Origin of the sequence: Georgenia soli, assembly GCF_002563695.1 — a bacterium.
Lineage (GTDB): Bacteria > Actinomycetota > Actinomycetes > Actinomycetales > Actinomycetaceae > Georgenia > Georgenia soli.
The window spans coordinates 3,186,828-3,202,329 of sequence record NZ_PDJI01000004.1 but is presented as its reverse complement, the minus strand read 5'-3'; the positions used below and the strand labels follow the sequence as shown (position 1 = coordinate 3,202,329).

Annotated in this window: 10 protein-coding genes; 2 read left to right on the top strand and 8 right to left on the bottom strand. The window is 72.3% G+C overall.

Annotated features, from left to right (window positions below; translation table 11 throughout):
- The first annotated feature begins 60 nt into the window (after positions 1-60).
- Complete coding sequence (locus ATJ97_RS15795; RefSeq protein WP_098484552.1) at positions 61-1,935, top strand: helix-turn-helix domain-containing protein; 1,875 nt, start codon at positions 61-63, stop codon at positions 1,933-1,935.
- Between the two features lie 188 nt (positions 1,936-2,123).
- Here the strand turns inward: ATJ97_RS15795 and ATJ97_RS15790 are convergent, their stop codons facing one another.
- From ATJ97_RS15790 to ATJ97_RS15755, 8 genes are all read right to left on the bottom strand, one after another.
- Positions 2,124-3,245: a branched-chain amino acid ABC transporter permease gene (locus ATJ97_RS15790; protein WP_098484551.1), complete on the bottom strand. Its 1,122-nt coding sequence runs from the start codon at positions 3,243-3,245 to the stop codon at positions 2,124-2,126.
- Positions 3,242-4,111, bottom strand: a complete 870-nt coding sequence (locus ATJ97_RS15785) for a branched-chain amino acid ABC transporter permease (RefSeq protein WP_098484550.1) — start codon at positions 4,109-4,111, stop codon at positions 3,242-3,244. The genes ATJ97_RS15790 and ATJ97_RS15785 overlap by 4 nt, the downstream gene beginning before the upstream one ends.
- 70 nt (positions 4,112-4,181) lie before the next feature.
- Entirely contained in the window at positions 4,182-5,399 is a 1,218-nt protein-coding gene (locus ATJ97_RS15780) for an ABC transporter substrate-binding protein (protein WP_483866857.1), read from the bottom strand.
- Between the two features lie 124 nt (positions 5,400-5,523).
- Entirely contained in the window at positions 5,524-6,216 is a 693-nt protein-coding gene (locus tag ATJ97_RS15775) for an ABC transporter ATP-binding protein (protein ID WP_098484548.1), read from the bottom strand.
- The gene (locus ATJ97_RS15770; protein WP_098484547.1) at positions 6,209-6,973 is read right to left on the bottom strand and encodes an ABC transporter ATP-binding protein; all 765 of its coding nucleotides are present in this window, start codon (positions 6,971-6,973) and stop codon (positions 6,209-6,211) included. Before ATJ97_RS15770 ends, ATJ97_RS15775 begins: the two co-directional genes overlap by 8 nt.
- Before the next feature lie 393 nt (positions 6,974-7,366).
- Complete coding sequence (locus ATJ97_RS15765) at positions 7,367-8,713, bottom strand: M23 family metallopeptidase (protein WP_098484546.1); 1,347 nt, start codon at positions 8,711-8,713, stop codon at positions 7,367-7,369.
- 155 nt (positions 8,714-8,868) lie between these two features.
- Positions 8,869-9,927, bottom strand: coding sequence for a hemolysin family protein (locus tag ATJ97_RS15760; protein WP_098484545.1), 1,059 nt, complete (start codon positions 9,925-9,927; stop codon positions 8,869-8,871).
- The gene (locus ATJ97_RS15755) at positions 9,924-11,237 is read right to left on the bottom strand and encodes a hemolysin family protein (RefSeq protein ID WP_098485537.1); all 1,314 of its coding nucleotides are present in this window, start codon (positions 11,235-11,237) and stop codon (positions 9,924-9,926) included. Before ATJ97_RS15755 ends, ATJ97_RS15760 begins: the two co-directional genes overlap by 4 nt.
- 350 nt (positions 11,238-11,587) lie before the next feature.
- Here ATJ97_RS15755 and ATJ97_RS15750 point away from each other — a divergent pair, with 350 nt between their 5' ends.
- Positions 11,588-15,421 (top strand): multifunctional oxoglutarate decarboxylase/oxoglutarate dehydrogenase thiamine pyrophosphate-binding subunit/dihydrolipoyllysine-residue succinyltransferase subunit, encoded by a 3,834-nt coding sequence (locus tag ATJ97_RS15750; protein ID WP_098484544.1) that lies wholly within the window; start codon positions 11,588-11,590, stop codon positions 15,419-15,421.
- Positions 15,422-15,502: the final 81 nt, after the last annotated feature.

Sequence of the window (15,502 nt, the reverse complement as noted above, 5' to 3'; positions counted from 1 at the left end):
CGCCCTCTCCCCGGCGGCACGCGTCCGGTCCGGCCCGCCTCCCGACCGCCGTCGGCCACAATGGCGGGCGTGAGAGGCACGGAGTATCTGGAGCTGCTGGCGCGCGACGCCTCGCCGGTCGAGTTCGAGGGACCGCTGCTCGCGGCCCGCACCGCGGGCGCCGACGCGGAGACCGTCGAGCGCCTGGAACGCGCCAAGACGCTCGCCCTGCAGGTGCGGAGCGTGCTGGAGTCGCGCCGGCGCCGCGAGACGGAGCTCACCGCCCTGTTCGAGACGGCCAGCGACCTCGCCTCGCTGACCGACGTCGACGCCGTCCTCGAGGCTATCGTGCGGCGCTCGCGGCAGCTGCTCGGCAGCGACGTCGCCTACCTGTCCCTCAACGACGAGGAGGCGGGCGACACCTACATGCGGGTGACGGTCGGCTGCTCCTCCGACCTCTTCCGCGCCGTGCGCCTGCCGATGGGGGCCGGCCTCGGCGGCCTCGTCGCCCAGACCGCCACGCCGTACGCGTCGGCCACCTACTTCCAGGACGAGCGGTTCAATCACACCGACGGCATCGACTCCGCCGTCGCGGACGAGGGCATCACCTCGATCGTCGGGGTCCCGCTCCTGCTGGGCCGGCGCGTGATCGGGGTGCTGTACGCGGCCAACCGGACGGTCCGGCCGTTCGGCCGCTCCGACATCGCCCTCCTCAGCTCCTTCGCCGCCCACGCGGCGATCGCCCTCGACAACGCCCGGCTGCTCAGCGAGACCCAGCTGGCGCTCGACGACCTCCGGGTCGCCAGCGAGGAGCTGCGGGAGCGCACCACCAGCGTCGAGCGCGCCGCCGACGCCCACGACCGGCTCCTCGAGCTGGTCCTGCAGGGCGGGAGCGTCGACGACGTCGCGCGCGAGGTCGGCGAGGTCCTGGGCGGCGACGTCGTCACGGTGGGGCAGGACGGCACACCCCTGTCCGGGACCGACGAGGCCACCCCGGCGGCGGTCTGCGAGCGCCACGCCGAGGTCGCGCGGGTCGCCGTGACCACGAGCCGCACGAGGACCGGCGAGGGGGTCGTCGCCGCCCCGGTGCTCGCGGGCGGGGAGACGCTCGGCGCGCTGGTGCTGCTCCGGGACGAACCGCTCGACGAGGCGGACCGCCGCATCCTCGAGCGGGCGGCGCTGGTGACCGCGCTGCAGCTGCTCTTCCGCCGCTCGGTCGCGGCCGCCGAGGAACGGCTGCGCGGCGAGCTGCTCGACGACGTCCTGCTCGGGCGGGACCCGCAGGGGTTGCGCGAGCGCGCCCGCCTCGCCGGGGCGGACCTCGACGCGCCGCACGCGGTCGTCGTCACGGAGGTGGTCGGCGACCGCTCCCGGGCGGTGCAGGCGGCGGCGTTCCTGGCGGGCGGGCACGGCGGCCTGTCCACGCTCCAGGAGGGGCACCTCGTCCTCATCCTGCCCCGTACGGACCCGCGGGAGGCGGCCCGGACGGTCAGCGCGGAGCTGCGCCGGGCGACGGGCCAGCCGGTCACCGCGGGGACGGCCGGGCCGGCGCGCGGGCCGGCCGAGATCGCCTCGGCGCGCGCCGAGGCGGCCCGCTGCCTGCAGACGCTGCTCGTGCTCGGCCGCCGCGGCGAGGTGGCCGGGGTGGAGGACCTGGGCTTCGTGGGCCTGCTGCTCGGCGAGGACCGCGACGTGCCCGCCTACGTGGCCTCGGTGCTCGGGCCGGTGCTCGACTACGACGCACAGCGCGGCACCGCGCTCGTGGGGACGCTGCGCACCTACTTCGCCCAGGGCGGGAACCTGAGCCGGACGGGCTCGGCCCTGCACGTCCACGCCAACACCGTCACCCAGCGCCTCGAGCGGATCACGAACCTGCTCGGTGAGGGGTGGAACGCCCCGGAACGACAGCTCGAGGTCCAGCTGGCGCTGCGTCTGCACGCCCTGCTCGGCGACTGACCCGCCCGCCGCCCGCCCGCACCGTCACGGCCCTCACCGTCACGGCCCTCACCCTCACGCACCTCACCCTCACGCACCGCCGTGTCCGGACCAGCTCGTCCGGACGTGCCTGTCCGGACACGGCGGAGCGCCGTTCCCGCAGGGGGACCGGCGCTCGCCGTCGGCCGACGGTGGTCCGACCGAGGGGGTCAGGGCACCACCTCTGCGTCGGACAGTCCGGGTCGGTCTGCGGCGGCGCGCGGCTCGGGGGCGTCTCCCCCGGCCCCGGAGGCCCCTGCCGCCCCCTCCTCCGCGCGCCGGCCGCGCCTGCCGCGCCGGCCGCGGAACGCGTGGAGCGCGGTGCCCCAGACACCGCGCCGGAAGAGCAGCACGACGATGACGAAGACGGACCCGGTGATGATGCCGATGCCCTCGAAGCCCGAGGAGGCGAGCTGGTCCTCGAGGATGACGATGATCGCCGCGCCGACGATGCCGCCCCACAGCGTGCCGATGCCGCCCAGCACGGTGATGAGCACGACCTTGCCGGAGGTGGTCCAGTTGACCTCCTGCAGCGAGACGAACCCGTGGCTGATGGCGAAGAGCCCGCCGGCCAGTCCGGCCAGCCCCGCGGAGAGGACGAAGGCGGCGATCTTGTACTTCTCGACGTCGTAGCCGAGCGCGCGGGCCCGCGGGACGTTGTCGCGGATGGAGACCAGCACGCGCCCGAACGGGGAGTGCACGATCCGCCAGGCCATCCACATCCCCAGGACGATGATCGGCAGCGCCGCGTAGTAGAAGTAGAAGGAGTCGGTCTCCACCGCGGTGATGCCGAAGAACGTCTTGGGCACGGACTGCAGCCCGTTCTCCCCGCCCGTGACGTCGCGCCACTGGTTGGCGAGGAAGAAGATCATCTGTGCGAACGCCAGGGTGACCATGGCGAAGTAGATCCCCGCGCGCCGCACGGAGAGGTAGCCGACCGGCAGGGCGATGAGCATGGCCGCCACGGCGCCGGCGAGCACCGCCAGCGGGAACGGCACCCCCAGGTGCACGGCGACCAGACCCGTCACGTACGCCGATCCGCCCCAGTAGGCGGCGTGGCCGAAGGAGAGCAGGCCGGTGTAGCCGAGCAGGATGTCGAGCGCGACGGCGAACAACGCCCAGCAGGCGATGTCCATGGCCACCGGCGGGTAGATGACCCACGGCAGCGCCAGCGCGGCGACGAGTCCGACGGCGAGCAGGCCCCACGTCCTCAGCGACCGGCGGGCGAGGCGGGCGGGGGCGGTCCGGCTGGCGGCCCGCTCCTCGAGCAGCGTCTGCGGTGTCGAGCTCATGCCCGTTCCTCCCGTCCGAACAGCCCGGCCGGGCGCAGCAGCACGACGACGGCCATGAGCACGAAGATGACGATCTGAGAGAAGTTCTGCGCGTACGCCTGGCCGAACGCCTCGACGAGACCCACCAGGAACCCCGCGACCACGGCGCCCACGATGGACCCGAGGCCGCCGATGACGACGACGGCGAACAGGATGATGATGAAGCTCGACCCCATGTCCGCCGTGATCGCGCGGAAGGGCGCGGCCAGCACGCCCGCCAGCCCGGCGAGGGCGATCCCGAAGCCGAACACCGGGGTGACCCACCGGCCGACGTTGACGCCCAGCGCCCTGGCGACGTCGGGCCGCTCGGTGGCGGCCCGGACGATCATGCCCACCCGCGTGCGGGTCATCACGAGCCACACCGCGAGGCACACCAGGACGGAGAAGAGGAAGACGAACACCTGGTACGTCGGGAGGCGCAGCGCGCCGAGCGTCAGCTGGCCGGTGAGGATCTCGGGCCGCTCGTACGGCAGGCCGGAGACGCCGTAGCGGCGCTTGACCAGGTCCACCAGGAAGAGCGACAGACCGAAGGTGAGCAGGAAGTTGTACAGCGGCTCCAGGCGCAGCAGCCACTGGACGAACAGCCGCTCGACGACCACGCCGAAGCCGAAGAGCAGGAGGGGCACCACGAGGAGCGCCCACCAGAAGTTCAGGCCGGTCACGTCGAGGAGGACGGCTGCGACGACCGCCCCCAGCATGTAGCAGGCGCCGTGGGCGAAGTTGACCACGCCGAGCACGCCGAAGATGACCGCCAGCCCGAGGGCCGCGATCGCGTAGAAGCTGCCCGCGGCCAGGCCCTGGATCGTGTACTGCAGGAAATCGTTCATCGCCCGTCCCTTCTCGTCCGGGGAGCGCCGGGTGCCACGAGGGCACCCGGCGCACCGTGGTGGCTGGGGGTCAGCCCATCTCGCAGCCGGCCTCGTCGACCGGCTGGAAGGCCTCCTCGGCGGGGATGGTGTTGAGGATGTTCTGGTAGTCCCACTCCTCGCTCACCTCGTCGGGCGCCTTCACCTCGGCGAGGTAGACGTCGTGGATCACCCGGTGGTCCTCCGCGCGGATCTTGCCGTTGCGCAGGAAGACGTCCTCGACCTCCTTGCCGTCGAGGTTCTCGACGACCTTGTCGGCGTCGTCGGTCTCGGTGGCCTGGACGGCCTCGAGGTACTGCAGCGCGGCGGAGTAGTTGCCGGCGTGGGCGAAGGAGGGCCGGCTCCCGGTCTCCTCGAGGAACCGGTCGGCCCAGGCCCGGGACTCCTCGTCCATGTCCCAGTACCAGGCGTCGGTGAAGGTGGTGCCCTCGAACTGGTCGACGCCGAGGGAGTGGATGTCGGTGATGAACATCAGGCCGACGGCGAGGCTGATGCCCTGGTCGCGCAGCCCGGCCTCGTTGTACTGCTTGACGAGGTTGATGAGGTCGCCGCCGGCCTGCATGGTGCCGATGACGTCCGGCTGGCCGGAGGCCGCCTTCGTCAGGAAGGTCGAGAAGTTGTCGTTCGGGAACGGGGTCGCGATCGAGCCGCTCACCGTGCCGCCGGCCTCGTCGATCGCCTCGGTGAAGGACTTCTCCATGTCCTGGCCGAAGGCGTAGTCCGGGTAGATGATCTGCCAGTCCTTGCCGCCGTTCTCCGTCACCGTCCTCCCCGTGCCGTTGGCGAGCATGTAGGTGTCGTACGCCCAGTGGAAGACGTACGGGCTGCACTGGGCGCCGGTCAGCTCGGTGGTGGCGGCCCCGATGTTGAAGTGCAGCTTCTTCTTCTGGTCGGCCTGGCTCGCCACGGCGAGGGCCGCCGAGGAGGCGGGGACGTCGAGGATGATGTCCGCACCCTTGCGGTCGTACATCTCCTGGGCCTTGGTGTTGGCGACGTCCGGCTCGTTCTGGTGGTCGGCGGTGATGACCTCGATCTGCTCCTCGGTGACGACGGCGTCGTCGCCGTACTTCTCGAGGTAGTCGGCCACGGCCATCTCCACGGCCTTCACGCTGTTCGGCCCGGACAGGTCCTTGTAGACGCCGGACTGGTCGTTGAGCACACCGATGACGATCTTGTCGTCGGTGAAGGCACCCTCGGCGCCGGCAGGCCCTCCCCCGGCGCACGCGCCGAGCAGGAGCGCCCCGGACATCACGGCGGCCGCGCCGCCGGCAAGCTTCTTGGTCATCTGAAGAACTCCTTCGTTCCTGGGTGGGGTCGAGTCGGTGGGCAGGGTGGATCGACTGGTGGGTGACGTGGGGCGGTGAGAGAGGGCCTCAGACGCCGAGGTGCTCGAGCAGGTCGTGCTCGCGTGCGACGAACTCCGTGTTGTCCAGGTGCTCGACGATGCGCCCCTGGGAGAGCAGGTAGTGACGGTCGGCGACCGTCGCGGCGAACTTCACGTTCTGCTCGATGAGGAGGACGGTGACGCCGGTGGCCTTCACCTCGCGCACGATGTCGCCGATGGCCGCGACGATGACGGGGGCGAGCCCCTCGGTGGGCTCGTCGAGCAGGAGCAGCCTCGCTCCGGTGCGCAGGACCCGGGCGATCGCCAGCATCTGCTGCTCGCCGCCGGAGAGCGTCGTGCCGGCGGCCCGGCGGCGGTCGGCGAGCACCGGGAAGGTCTCGTACACGCGCGCCAGCGGCCACGCCTTCTCCGACACCACGGGGGCCAGCAGCAGGTTCTCCTCCACCGACAGCGAGGAGTAGATGCCGCGGTCGTCCTGGACCCAGCCCATCCCCAGCCGGGCGCGGCGGTGGACCGGCACGCGCATGACGTCGGTGCCGTCGAGGGTGACCTGCCCGCTGGCGTGGCGGTGCAGCCCCATCACGGAGCGCAGCAGCGTCGTCTTGCCGGCACCGTTGCGACCGACCAGGGTGACGACCTCCCCGGCCGCCACGTCCAGGCTGACCTCGTCGAGCGCCCGGGCCTCGCCGTACCAGGCGCTGAGGTTGCGGATCTCAAGCATGGGCGGACTCCCCCAGGTAGGCGGTGATCACGCGGGGGTCGGTGCGGACCTCCTCGTAGCTGCCCTCGGCGAGGACGCGGCCCTGCTGGAGGACCGTGACCCGGTCGGCGAGGCTGCCGACGACGTGCATGTTGTGGTCGACGAAGACGACGGTGCGGCCGACGGCGATCTTCCTGACGAGGTCGATCGTGCGCGTGACGTCCTCGATGCCCATGCCCGCCGTCGGCTCGTCCAGCAGCATGATCTTCGGGTCCAGGGCGAGCACGAGGGCCATCTCGAGGGCGCGCTTCTGGCCGTACGCCAGCTCACCGGCCGGCTTGGTGGCGAGGTGCGTGAGGCCGACCTCCTCGAGGAGCTCGTCCGCGCGCGGCCGGAACTGGCGCATCAGCCGGTCCGACCGCCAGAACTTCCGGCCCGTCGTGGTGCGGCTCTGCAGGGCCAGCTCGACGTGCTCGCGCGGGTCCAGGTTCTCGAAGAGGCTGGTGATCTGGAAGGACCGGGCCACGCCCTTGTGGGCGATCTGCTCGGGCTGCAGACCCGTGACGTCCTCACCGTTGACCGAGATGGTGCCCGCCGTGGGGACGAGGAATCCGCTGAGCAGGTTGAACAGGGTGGTCTTCCCGGCCCCGTTCGGGCCGACGAGCGCATGCACGCCGCCGGCCGCCACGGTCAGGTCGACGCCGTGGACGGCCCGGAAGCCGCGGAAGTCCTTCGTCAGACCCTTGGTCTGCAGGGCGATCCCCTGTGCTGTCGTCACGCTGCCCCTCCGGTGGCTCCGTTGCCGCAAGCGCGGTGCAGTGAACGTTAGGAAGGGCGGCGCGGGGCAACCATGTGGGCCCCGGCCACAAACCACACGCCTGGTGTGGCGTCCGTCACCACCGTCACGGGTGATAGGTCCCTTGCGCGCCGGTGTCAGGGCCTGGTACGGCCCCGTCAGCCCCGGGACGGCGTCCGTCAGCACCGCCCCGGGCGGTAGGTCCCGTGGGCCCGGGCGACTCGGGCCGAGCCCCGGGTGACTCGGGGCGCGAGTGGTGGCCCCGTGCGCGGCGAACCGTCGCGGTGAGGACGACGGCGCGCAACCATCGGACGGTCCGCCTCGTGCGGCGGTCCCGTCAGCGGCGACGGCCCCGTCAGCGCGGCGGCGGAAGACTCAGCAGACCGCCGAGACCTCGACGGCGCCCTGTTTCTCGAGCCACGGCAGCGGGTCGGTCGTGGTGCCCTGGTCGTCGAGGTGGATCTCGAAGTGCAGGTGCGGCCCGGTGGAGTTGCCGTTGTTGCCCACCTCGGCGATGACGTCGCCCGCCGTGACGTCCTGGCCCTCCGTGACGTGGATGCCGTCCTTGTACATGTGGACGTACCAGCTGTAGACGGTCTGCCCGGCGATCTCGTGACGCAGGATCACGAGCATGCTCGAGCGCCCGTCCTTGCCCATGCCGACGTACTCGACGGTGCCGTTCGCGATGGCGTAGATCGGCGTGCCCAGCGGGGCGGCGTAGTCGGTGCCCGTGTGGAACCCGTACGCACCGGAGAGCGGGTGCGAGCGGTTCCCGTAGTGGGAGGAGTTGCGGTAGGTGCCGTCGGCGACCGGGCGCACCAGCTGCTCCGTGCGCTCGGTGACGGCCGCACGGGCCCCGCTGGCACCGTCGAGCGGCGCGCAGGTCAGGGCGTTGCGGTCGGCGGCGCGGGAGGTCTGCAGCACCGTCGCGCGGCTCGAGGCCGCCGGGTCCTTCAGCAGGCTCGCGGGCACGGGGGCCACGGCGGCGGCCGCCGCTGGCTCCAGCACGTCAAGGATGCTCGTCTCGGGCGTGACGACGGCGGCGGCCTCGGCCCTCTCGGCGTCGGGTGCCGCGAAGCCGGTCAGCGGGGCGACGATGGTCAGCGTGCCCATGGCACCCAGCACCGCGGCCCGCGGCGCCCAGGAGCGCCCGTGCGCGCTGCTTGCGGTGGCCCGGGGTGCGCGCTGGACGGGCCGGCGGGTCGGCTCCGACCCGGAGGCGTGACGGAGGTCGCGACGCGAGAGCAGGCGCTCCTGCGTGGGCAGGACCTCCGTGTCGGTGGTGTCCCGGCGCGACGAGGTGGCGGTCACCGCCGCCGGGACCTCGGAGGTCAGAGCGGCCCCGAGGGCCAGGGCGGCCTCCTGCGAACGGCCTGGCCAGGCCCCGGCCGGCGTCCCGGCGCTCGGGGCCGGCGTCGGAGAGGTCAGGGCCGGCGCCTCGGCCGGTGCCGGGGCGGCTCCCGCAGTCGGGCCGGCCGCGGGCGCTGCGGCGCGCAGGTCCCGGCGCAGGGTCTGGGCGGTCTCCGGCTCGCGGGCCTCGGCACGCGCCGCGTCACGGGTCTGCCCGGCCGACTGACCGGGCTCCTCGGCCGCGCGACGGGTCTGCTCGGCCGACTGGCGCTCGCGCTCCGCGGCCTCGGCCGCCTCGCGTGCACGCTCGGCCTCACGGATCTGTCGTCGGGTCAGTGGTGCCGGGTGTCCGGGCACAGCACTTTCCGACATCGAGCAACCTCCGGAGGGTGGAGTGGTACGACCCGCTGGAGGTCGTTGTGAACCGCGATCTGTCACGCCCTGATTACGGTGCGTCACGGAACAATAACGAACGGGTCCCCGCCGGTCCAATACCCCGCGGAGGAGGCATGGGTCACGCCGGCCTCTCAGCGGCGCTCGGCGCGCTGCATCGAGTCGCGGACCTCGCCGACGAGCTCCTCGAGGATGTCCTCGAGGAAGACGACGCCGATGTCCTCGTCCGTCTCCGGCCCGGACTCCTGGACGACGCGGGCGAGGTGGGCGCCGGTGCGCTGCATCACGGCGAGCACGTCCTCGACCTCGTCGCCCGGCACCACGGACGCGAGCGCCCGGGTGCGCCAGGCCGGGACGGGCCGCTGCCGCCCCTCGCCGTCGGCGTAGAGCACGTCCTTGACGTGCAGGTAGCCCGTCAGCGAGCCGTCCGTGGCCACGAGCGGGAACCGCGAGAAGCCGGTGCGGGCGACCTCGCGCTCGACGTCCTCGGGGGTGCACCCCACGGGCAGGGAGACGAGCTCGGACAGCGGGACCATGACCTGCTCCGCCGTCTCCTCCGAGAACTCGATCGCACCGGTGAGGAGGCCGAGGTCGTCACTCAGCACACCCTCCGCCTGGGAGCGCTGCACGATGGAGGCCACCTCCTCCGCCGTGAACGCCGACGTCACCTCGTCCTTGGGCTCCACGCCCAGCACCCGCAGCATCGCGTTGGCGATCCAGTTCAGCGCGGCGATCACCGGGTGCAGCACCTTGGACAGCAGCACCAGCGGGGGCGCGAGCAGCATGGCGGCCCGCTCCGGCGACGTCACGGAGAGGTTCTTCGGGACCATCTCCCCGACGACGACGTGGAGGTAGACGACCAGGGCGATCGCGACCGTGAAGCCGACGACGTGGCTCGCCTCCGCCGGCAGCCCGGCGGCCACCATCGGCCCCTCGACGAGGCGTGCCACGGCCGGCTCGGCCACCACGCCGAGGCTGGTCGAGCACACGGTGACGCCGAGCTGGGCGCACGCCAGCATGAGCGTGACGTGCTCCATCGCGTAGAGCACCGTCCGCGCGGAGCGCGACCCCTGCTCGGCGAGCGGCTCGATGCGCGAGCGCCGTGCGGACATCACCGCGAACTCGGCGCCGACGAAGAAGGCGTTCAGCGCGAGCAGCACCACGCCCACGAGGAGAGCCGTGCCGGTGCTCATGCGGCCTCCTCGGGCAGGCCCCACACCCGCAGGCGGTCGACCCTCCGGCCGTCCATCTGCTCCACGTGCAGCACGACGTCCTCGACCCTGACCTCGTCGCCGACCCGCGGGATGCGGCCCAGCCGGTCCATGACGAGGCCGCCCAGGGTCTCGTAGGGACCGTCGTCGGGGACGTACAGGTCGGCCTGGTGCGCGAGCTCGTCGGGGCGCATGACGCCGGGGACCACCCATGACCCGCCCGGCCCGGCATGGGCGCCGGACCGACGGCGGTCGTGCTCGTCGGCGACGTCCCCGACGAGCTCCTCGACGACGTCCTCGAGCGTGACCACGCCCGAGGTGCCGCCGTACTCGTCCACGACCACCGCCATCTGCAGGCCCTCGTCGCGCAGCTGCACCAGCAGCGGGGCCAGCGCCAGCGTCTCGGGCACCCGGGGGGCGTCGACCATGAGCGAGGAGGAGGAGACCGGTACCTCCGCCCGCCGGTCGTACGGCACGGCGATGGCGCGGCGCAGGTGCACCAGCCCGACGATGTCGTCGTTGTCGTCCCCGATGACCGGGAAGCGCGAGTGCCCGGTGGCCCGGGCGAGGTCGACCACGTCGGCGGCCGTCTCCTCCCGGGTCAGGGTGTGGATCCGGCCCCGGTCCGTCATGACGTCGACGGCGGTGAGCGCGCCCAGCCCGATCGACCTGGTGAGCAGGGTCGCCGTCGAGACGTCGAGGGTGCCGTGCTCCGCGGAGCGGCGCACGAGGGCGGCCAGCTCCGAGGCCGAGCGCCCGCCGGAGAGCTCGTCGGCGGGCTCGATGCCGAAGCGGCGGATGATCCAGTTCGCGGACTCGTTCAGGCCGGTGATGACCGGACGGAGCGCCCGGGTGAAGACGCCCTGCACGGGGGCGACGAACCCTGCGGTCGCCAGCGGGTCGGCGAGCGCGAGGTTCTTCGGCACGAGCTCGCCGAAGACCATCGAGAACGTGTTGACGAGGAGGAGGGACAGGACGACGGCGGCCGGCGCGGCGGCCGCCTCGGCGAGCCCGGCGGAGCCGAGGGGCCCGGTGAGCAGCTCCGCGAGGGCCGCCTGGGTGGTGTAGCCGAGGAGGATCGTGGTGGCCGTGATGCCGACCTGGGCGCTGGAGAGCTCCAGCGACAGGTGCTTGAGCGCCCGGCTCACGGCCGCGGCCCGGCGGTCGCCGGCCGCCACCCGGCGGTCGACCGTACCGGGGTCGAGGGCGACGAGAGAGAACTCCGCGGCGACGAAGACGAACGTGCCGGCCGTCAGGACGACGCCGAGAAGGACGAGGAGCCAGTCCGTCAGCACGCGCCCCTCCGCCTGGCAGGTGCGGGTCTCGGGCTGCGTTCAGGAGGGTCGGCGGGATGTCGACCGCGGCGGGATCGTCGCATGGTGGGTCGATTGTACGAGCGGCGCCCGCGCCGTCCACCGCGGACGGCGGCGGACGTGGCGACGGCCCGGTCCGGCACTGACCAGGCCCTTGGTCCTAAGCTCTGGTGACGCCTCCTTGACCCGTGCTTGGTCGGCGCGCGTGCCGACCGGGCTCGCGGGTGTGATTTTCGGCCCTCCGGCGCCGGGTGGATCGCGACTGTCGGCCACGACCGCATAGGGTTGAAGGGATCTTCGTCACACCCCTGGAAGAGGGCGATTTCCGAGTGTCCACGCAGGAACACCACGACCCCATGGCCGCCTTCGGCGCCAACGAGTGGCTCATCGAGGAGCTGTACGAGAAGTACCGCCAGAACAAGCAGTCGGTCGACCCCGCCTGGTGGGACTTCTTCGAGGGCTACGAGGGTGGCGGGGCGAACGGCTCCGGCCCCGCCCCGGCTCCAGCCGCCCCGGCGGGGCGCACCACCGCCGAGGAGGGGGCCGCCACGCCCCCCGCCCGCGGAGGCGCCGCAACGTCCGCCGCGGACGCGGCGACCGCGGCCGCGGCCCCGGCGTCCCGGCCCAGCGCCGTCACGCGCGTCGACCCGCGCAGCGAGCAGCCCGCCACCGACGAGCTGCGCGGCGACCTCCCGCCCGCTCCCCCGGTGGCCGCCCAGCCGCCGTCGTCGCCCTACGCCGCCCGCGCGGCCGCCCAGGGCGAGGAGGCCCCGGCCGACGCCGAGGACGAGACCCTCAAGCTCCGCGGCGTCGCGGCGCGCACCGTCACCAACATGGAGGCCAGCCTCGAGGTGCCGGTCGCGACGTCCGTGCGCGCGGTCCCGGCCAAGGTGATGGTCGACAACCGCATCGTCATCAACAGCCACCTCTCGCGCAGCCGCGGGGGCAAGATCTCCTTCACGCACCTCATCGGCTTCGCCATGGTCGAGGCGCTGTCGGACATGCCGGACATGAACTACTCGTACACGCAGACCGAGGACGGCAAGCCGGGCGTCTTCCAGCCGGCCCACGTCAACTTCGGTCTGGCCATCGACCTGCCCAAGCCGGACGGCACCCGCAGCCTGGTGGTGCCGTCGGTGAAGAAGGCCGACGAGATGGACTTCGCCCAGTTCTGGGCGGCGTACGAGGACCTCGTGCGCAAGGCGCGCAACAACAAGCTGACGCTCGAGGACTACGCCGGCACCACCATCACGCTGACCAACCCGGGCGGCATCGGGACCGTCCACTCGATCCCGCGCCTGATGAAGGGGCAGGGCACCATCATCGGCGTCGGCGCGATGGACTACCCGGCGGAGTTCGCCGGCTCCTCCGCCAAGACCCTCGCACGGATGGGCGTCTCGAAGGTCCTGACCCTGACGTCCACCTACGACCACCGGATCATCCAGGGCGCCGCCTCCGGCGAGTTCCTCAAGATCATCCACAACAAGCTGATCGGCGCCGACGGCTTCTACGACAGGGTCTTCTCCGCCCTGCGCGTGCCGTACGAGCCCGTGCGGTGGATGAAGGACGTCGAGTACGACCCCGAGCTCGAGATGGGCAAGCCCGCCCGGATCGCCGAGCTCATCCACGCCTACCGTTCGCGCGGCCACCTCATGGCCGACACGGACCCGCTGGCCTACCGCCAGCGCCGGCACCCGGACCTCGACATCACCAACTACGGGCTCACGCTGTGGGACCTCGAGCGCAGCTTCCCCACCGGCGGCTTCGGCAAGTCCGGTCGGATGACCCTGCGCGACATCCTCGGCCAGCTGCGGGACTCGTACTGCCGCACGATCGGCGTCGAGTACATGCACATCGCCGACCGCGCGCAGCGCACCTGGTTCCAGGAGCGGCTCGAGACGCCGTACGCGAAGCCGAACCGCGAGCAGCAGCTGCGGATCCTGCGCAAGCTCAACGAGGCGGAGGCGTTCGAGACCTTCCTGCAGACGAAGTACGTCGGGCAGAAGCGCTTCTCCCTCGAGGGCGGGGAGTCCCTCATCCCGCTGCTGGACACGCTCCTGACGGGCGCCGCCCAGGAGGGCCTGGACGAGGTGGGCATCGCCATGGCGCACCGCGGCCGTCTCAACGTCCTGGCCAACATCGCCGGGAAGTCCTACGGGCAGATCTTCTCCGAGTTCGAGGGCAACCAGGACGAGCGCACCGTCCAGGGCTCCGGGGACGTGAAGTACCACCTCGGCACCGTCGGTGAGTTCACCGCCCCCGAGGGAGAGACCACCAAGGTCTACCTCGCGGCGAACCCGTCGCACCTCGAGGCGGCCGACGGCGTGCTCGAGGGCGTGGTCCGTGCCAAGCAGGACCGCATCGACCTGGGCGAGCAGGGCTTCTCCGTCCTGCCGGTGCTGATCCACGGGGACGCGGCCTTCGCGGGCCAGGGCGTGGTGACGGAGACGCTCAACCTCTCCCAGCTGCGCGGCTACCGCACCGGCGGCACCGTGCACGTGATCGTCAACAACCAGATCGGCTTCACCACCGGCCCGTCCAGCTCGCGCTCGTCGTACTACGCGACGGACATCGCCAAGGGCCTGCAGATCCCGGTGTTCCACGTCAACGGGGACGACCCCGAGGCCGTGGCGCGCGTGGCGGAGCTGGCGTTCGAGTACCGCCAGCGCTTCCACAAGGACGTCATCGTCGACATGGTGTGCTACCGCCGCCGCGGTCACAACGAGGGCGACGACCCCTCGATGACCCAGCCGGTGATGTACTCCCTCATCGAGAACAAGCGCTCGGTGCGCAAGCTCTACACCGAGTCGCTCATCGGGCGCGGGGACATCACCGAGGAGCAGGCCGAGGCGGCGCTGAAGGACTTCCAGCGCGAGCTCGAGCGGGCCTTCACCGAGACCCGCGAGGGCGGCTGGACCCCGCCGGAGGAGGCCGAGCAGGTCGCCGGCCTCGAGCTGCCGGAGTCCCAGCGCGAGGACGCCGGCACCATGGTCGGCTGGCAGACCGCCGTGGCGCCGGAGGTGCTCGAGCGCGTCGGCCAGGCGCACGTGCGCCCGCCGGAGGGCTTCGACGTCCACCCCAAGCTCAAGCAGCTGCTCGAGCGCCGCGAGAAGATGGCGCGCGAGGGCGGCATCGACTGGGGCTTCGGCGAGATCCTCGCCTTCGGCTCCCTCCTCATGGAGGGCACCCCGGTGCGGCTCGCCGGGCAGGACTCGCGCCGCGGCACGTTCGTGCAGCGCCACGCCGTCCTGCACGACCACCGCACGGGCGCCGAGTGGACGCCGCTGATGTACCTCACGCCGGACCAGGCGAAGTTCTGGGTCTACGACTCCTCCCTGAGCGAGTACGCGGCCATGGCCTTCGAGTACGGGTACTCCGTCGAGCGCCCGGACGCCCTGGTGCTCTGGGAGGCCCAGTTCGGCGACTTCGCCAACGGCGCCCAGATCGTCATCGACGAGTTCATCTCCTCCTCCGAGCAGAAGTGGGGCCAGTCCTCCTCGCTCGTGCTGCTGCTGCCGCACGGGTACGAGGGCCAGGGGCCGGACCACTCCTCCGCCCGCATCGAGCGCTACCTGCAGATGTGCGCGGAGGACAACATGGTCGTGGTCCAGCCGTCGACGCCGGCGAACCACTTCCACATGCTGCGCCGCCAGGCCTACGCCCGGCCCCGCAAGCCGCTGATCGTCTTCTCCCCGAAGCAGCTGCTGCGCCTCAAGGCCGCCGCCTCGCCCGTGGAGGAGTTCACCACCGGCACCTTCCGCCCGGTGATCGGCGAGGTCGAGTCCCGGGTGCGGGACGCCGCGGACCAGGTGGACCGGGTGCTGCTGTGCTCCGGCCGGGTGTACTACGACCTGGCGGCCCAGCGGATCAAGAACGACGACTCGCGCACCGCGATCGTCCGCCTCGAGCAGCTGTACCCGCTGGAGCTGGAGGAGATCCGGGCCGAGCTCGACGTCTTCCCGGACGCCGAGCTGGTGTGGGTCCAGGACGAGCCGCAGAACCAGGGCCCGTGGACCTTCGTGTCCGACCACCTCGGGGACGCCCTGGGCGGCCGGGAGCTGCGCGTCGTCTCCCGCCCGGAGGCGGCGTCGCCGTCGACCGGGTCGGGCAGGCGCCACAAGGAGGAGAACGCGGACCTGATGGAACGCGCCTTCACCCGCTGACCGGTGCCTCCGCGCACCGCGTGACCGACCCGCGAGGGGCCGGCCGGACCACGGGTCCGGCCGGCCCCTCGGCCGTTCGGG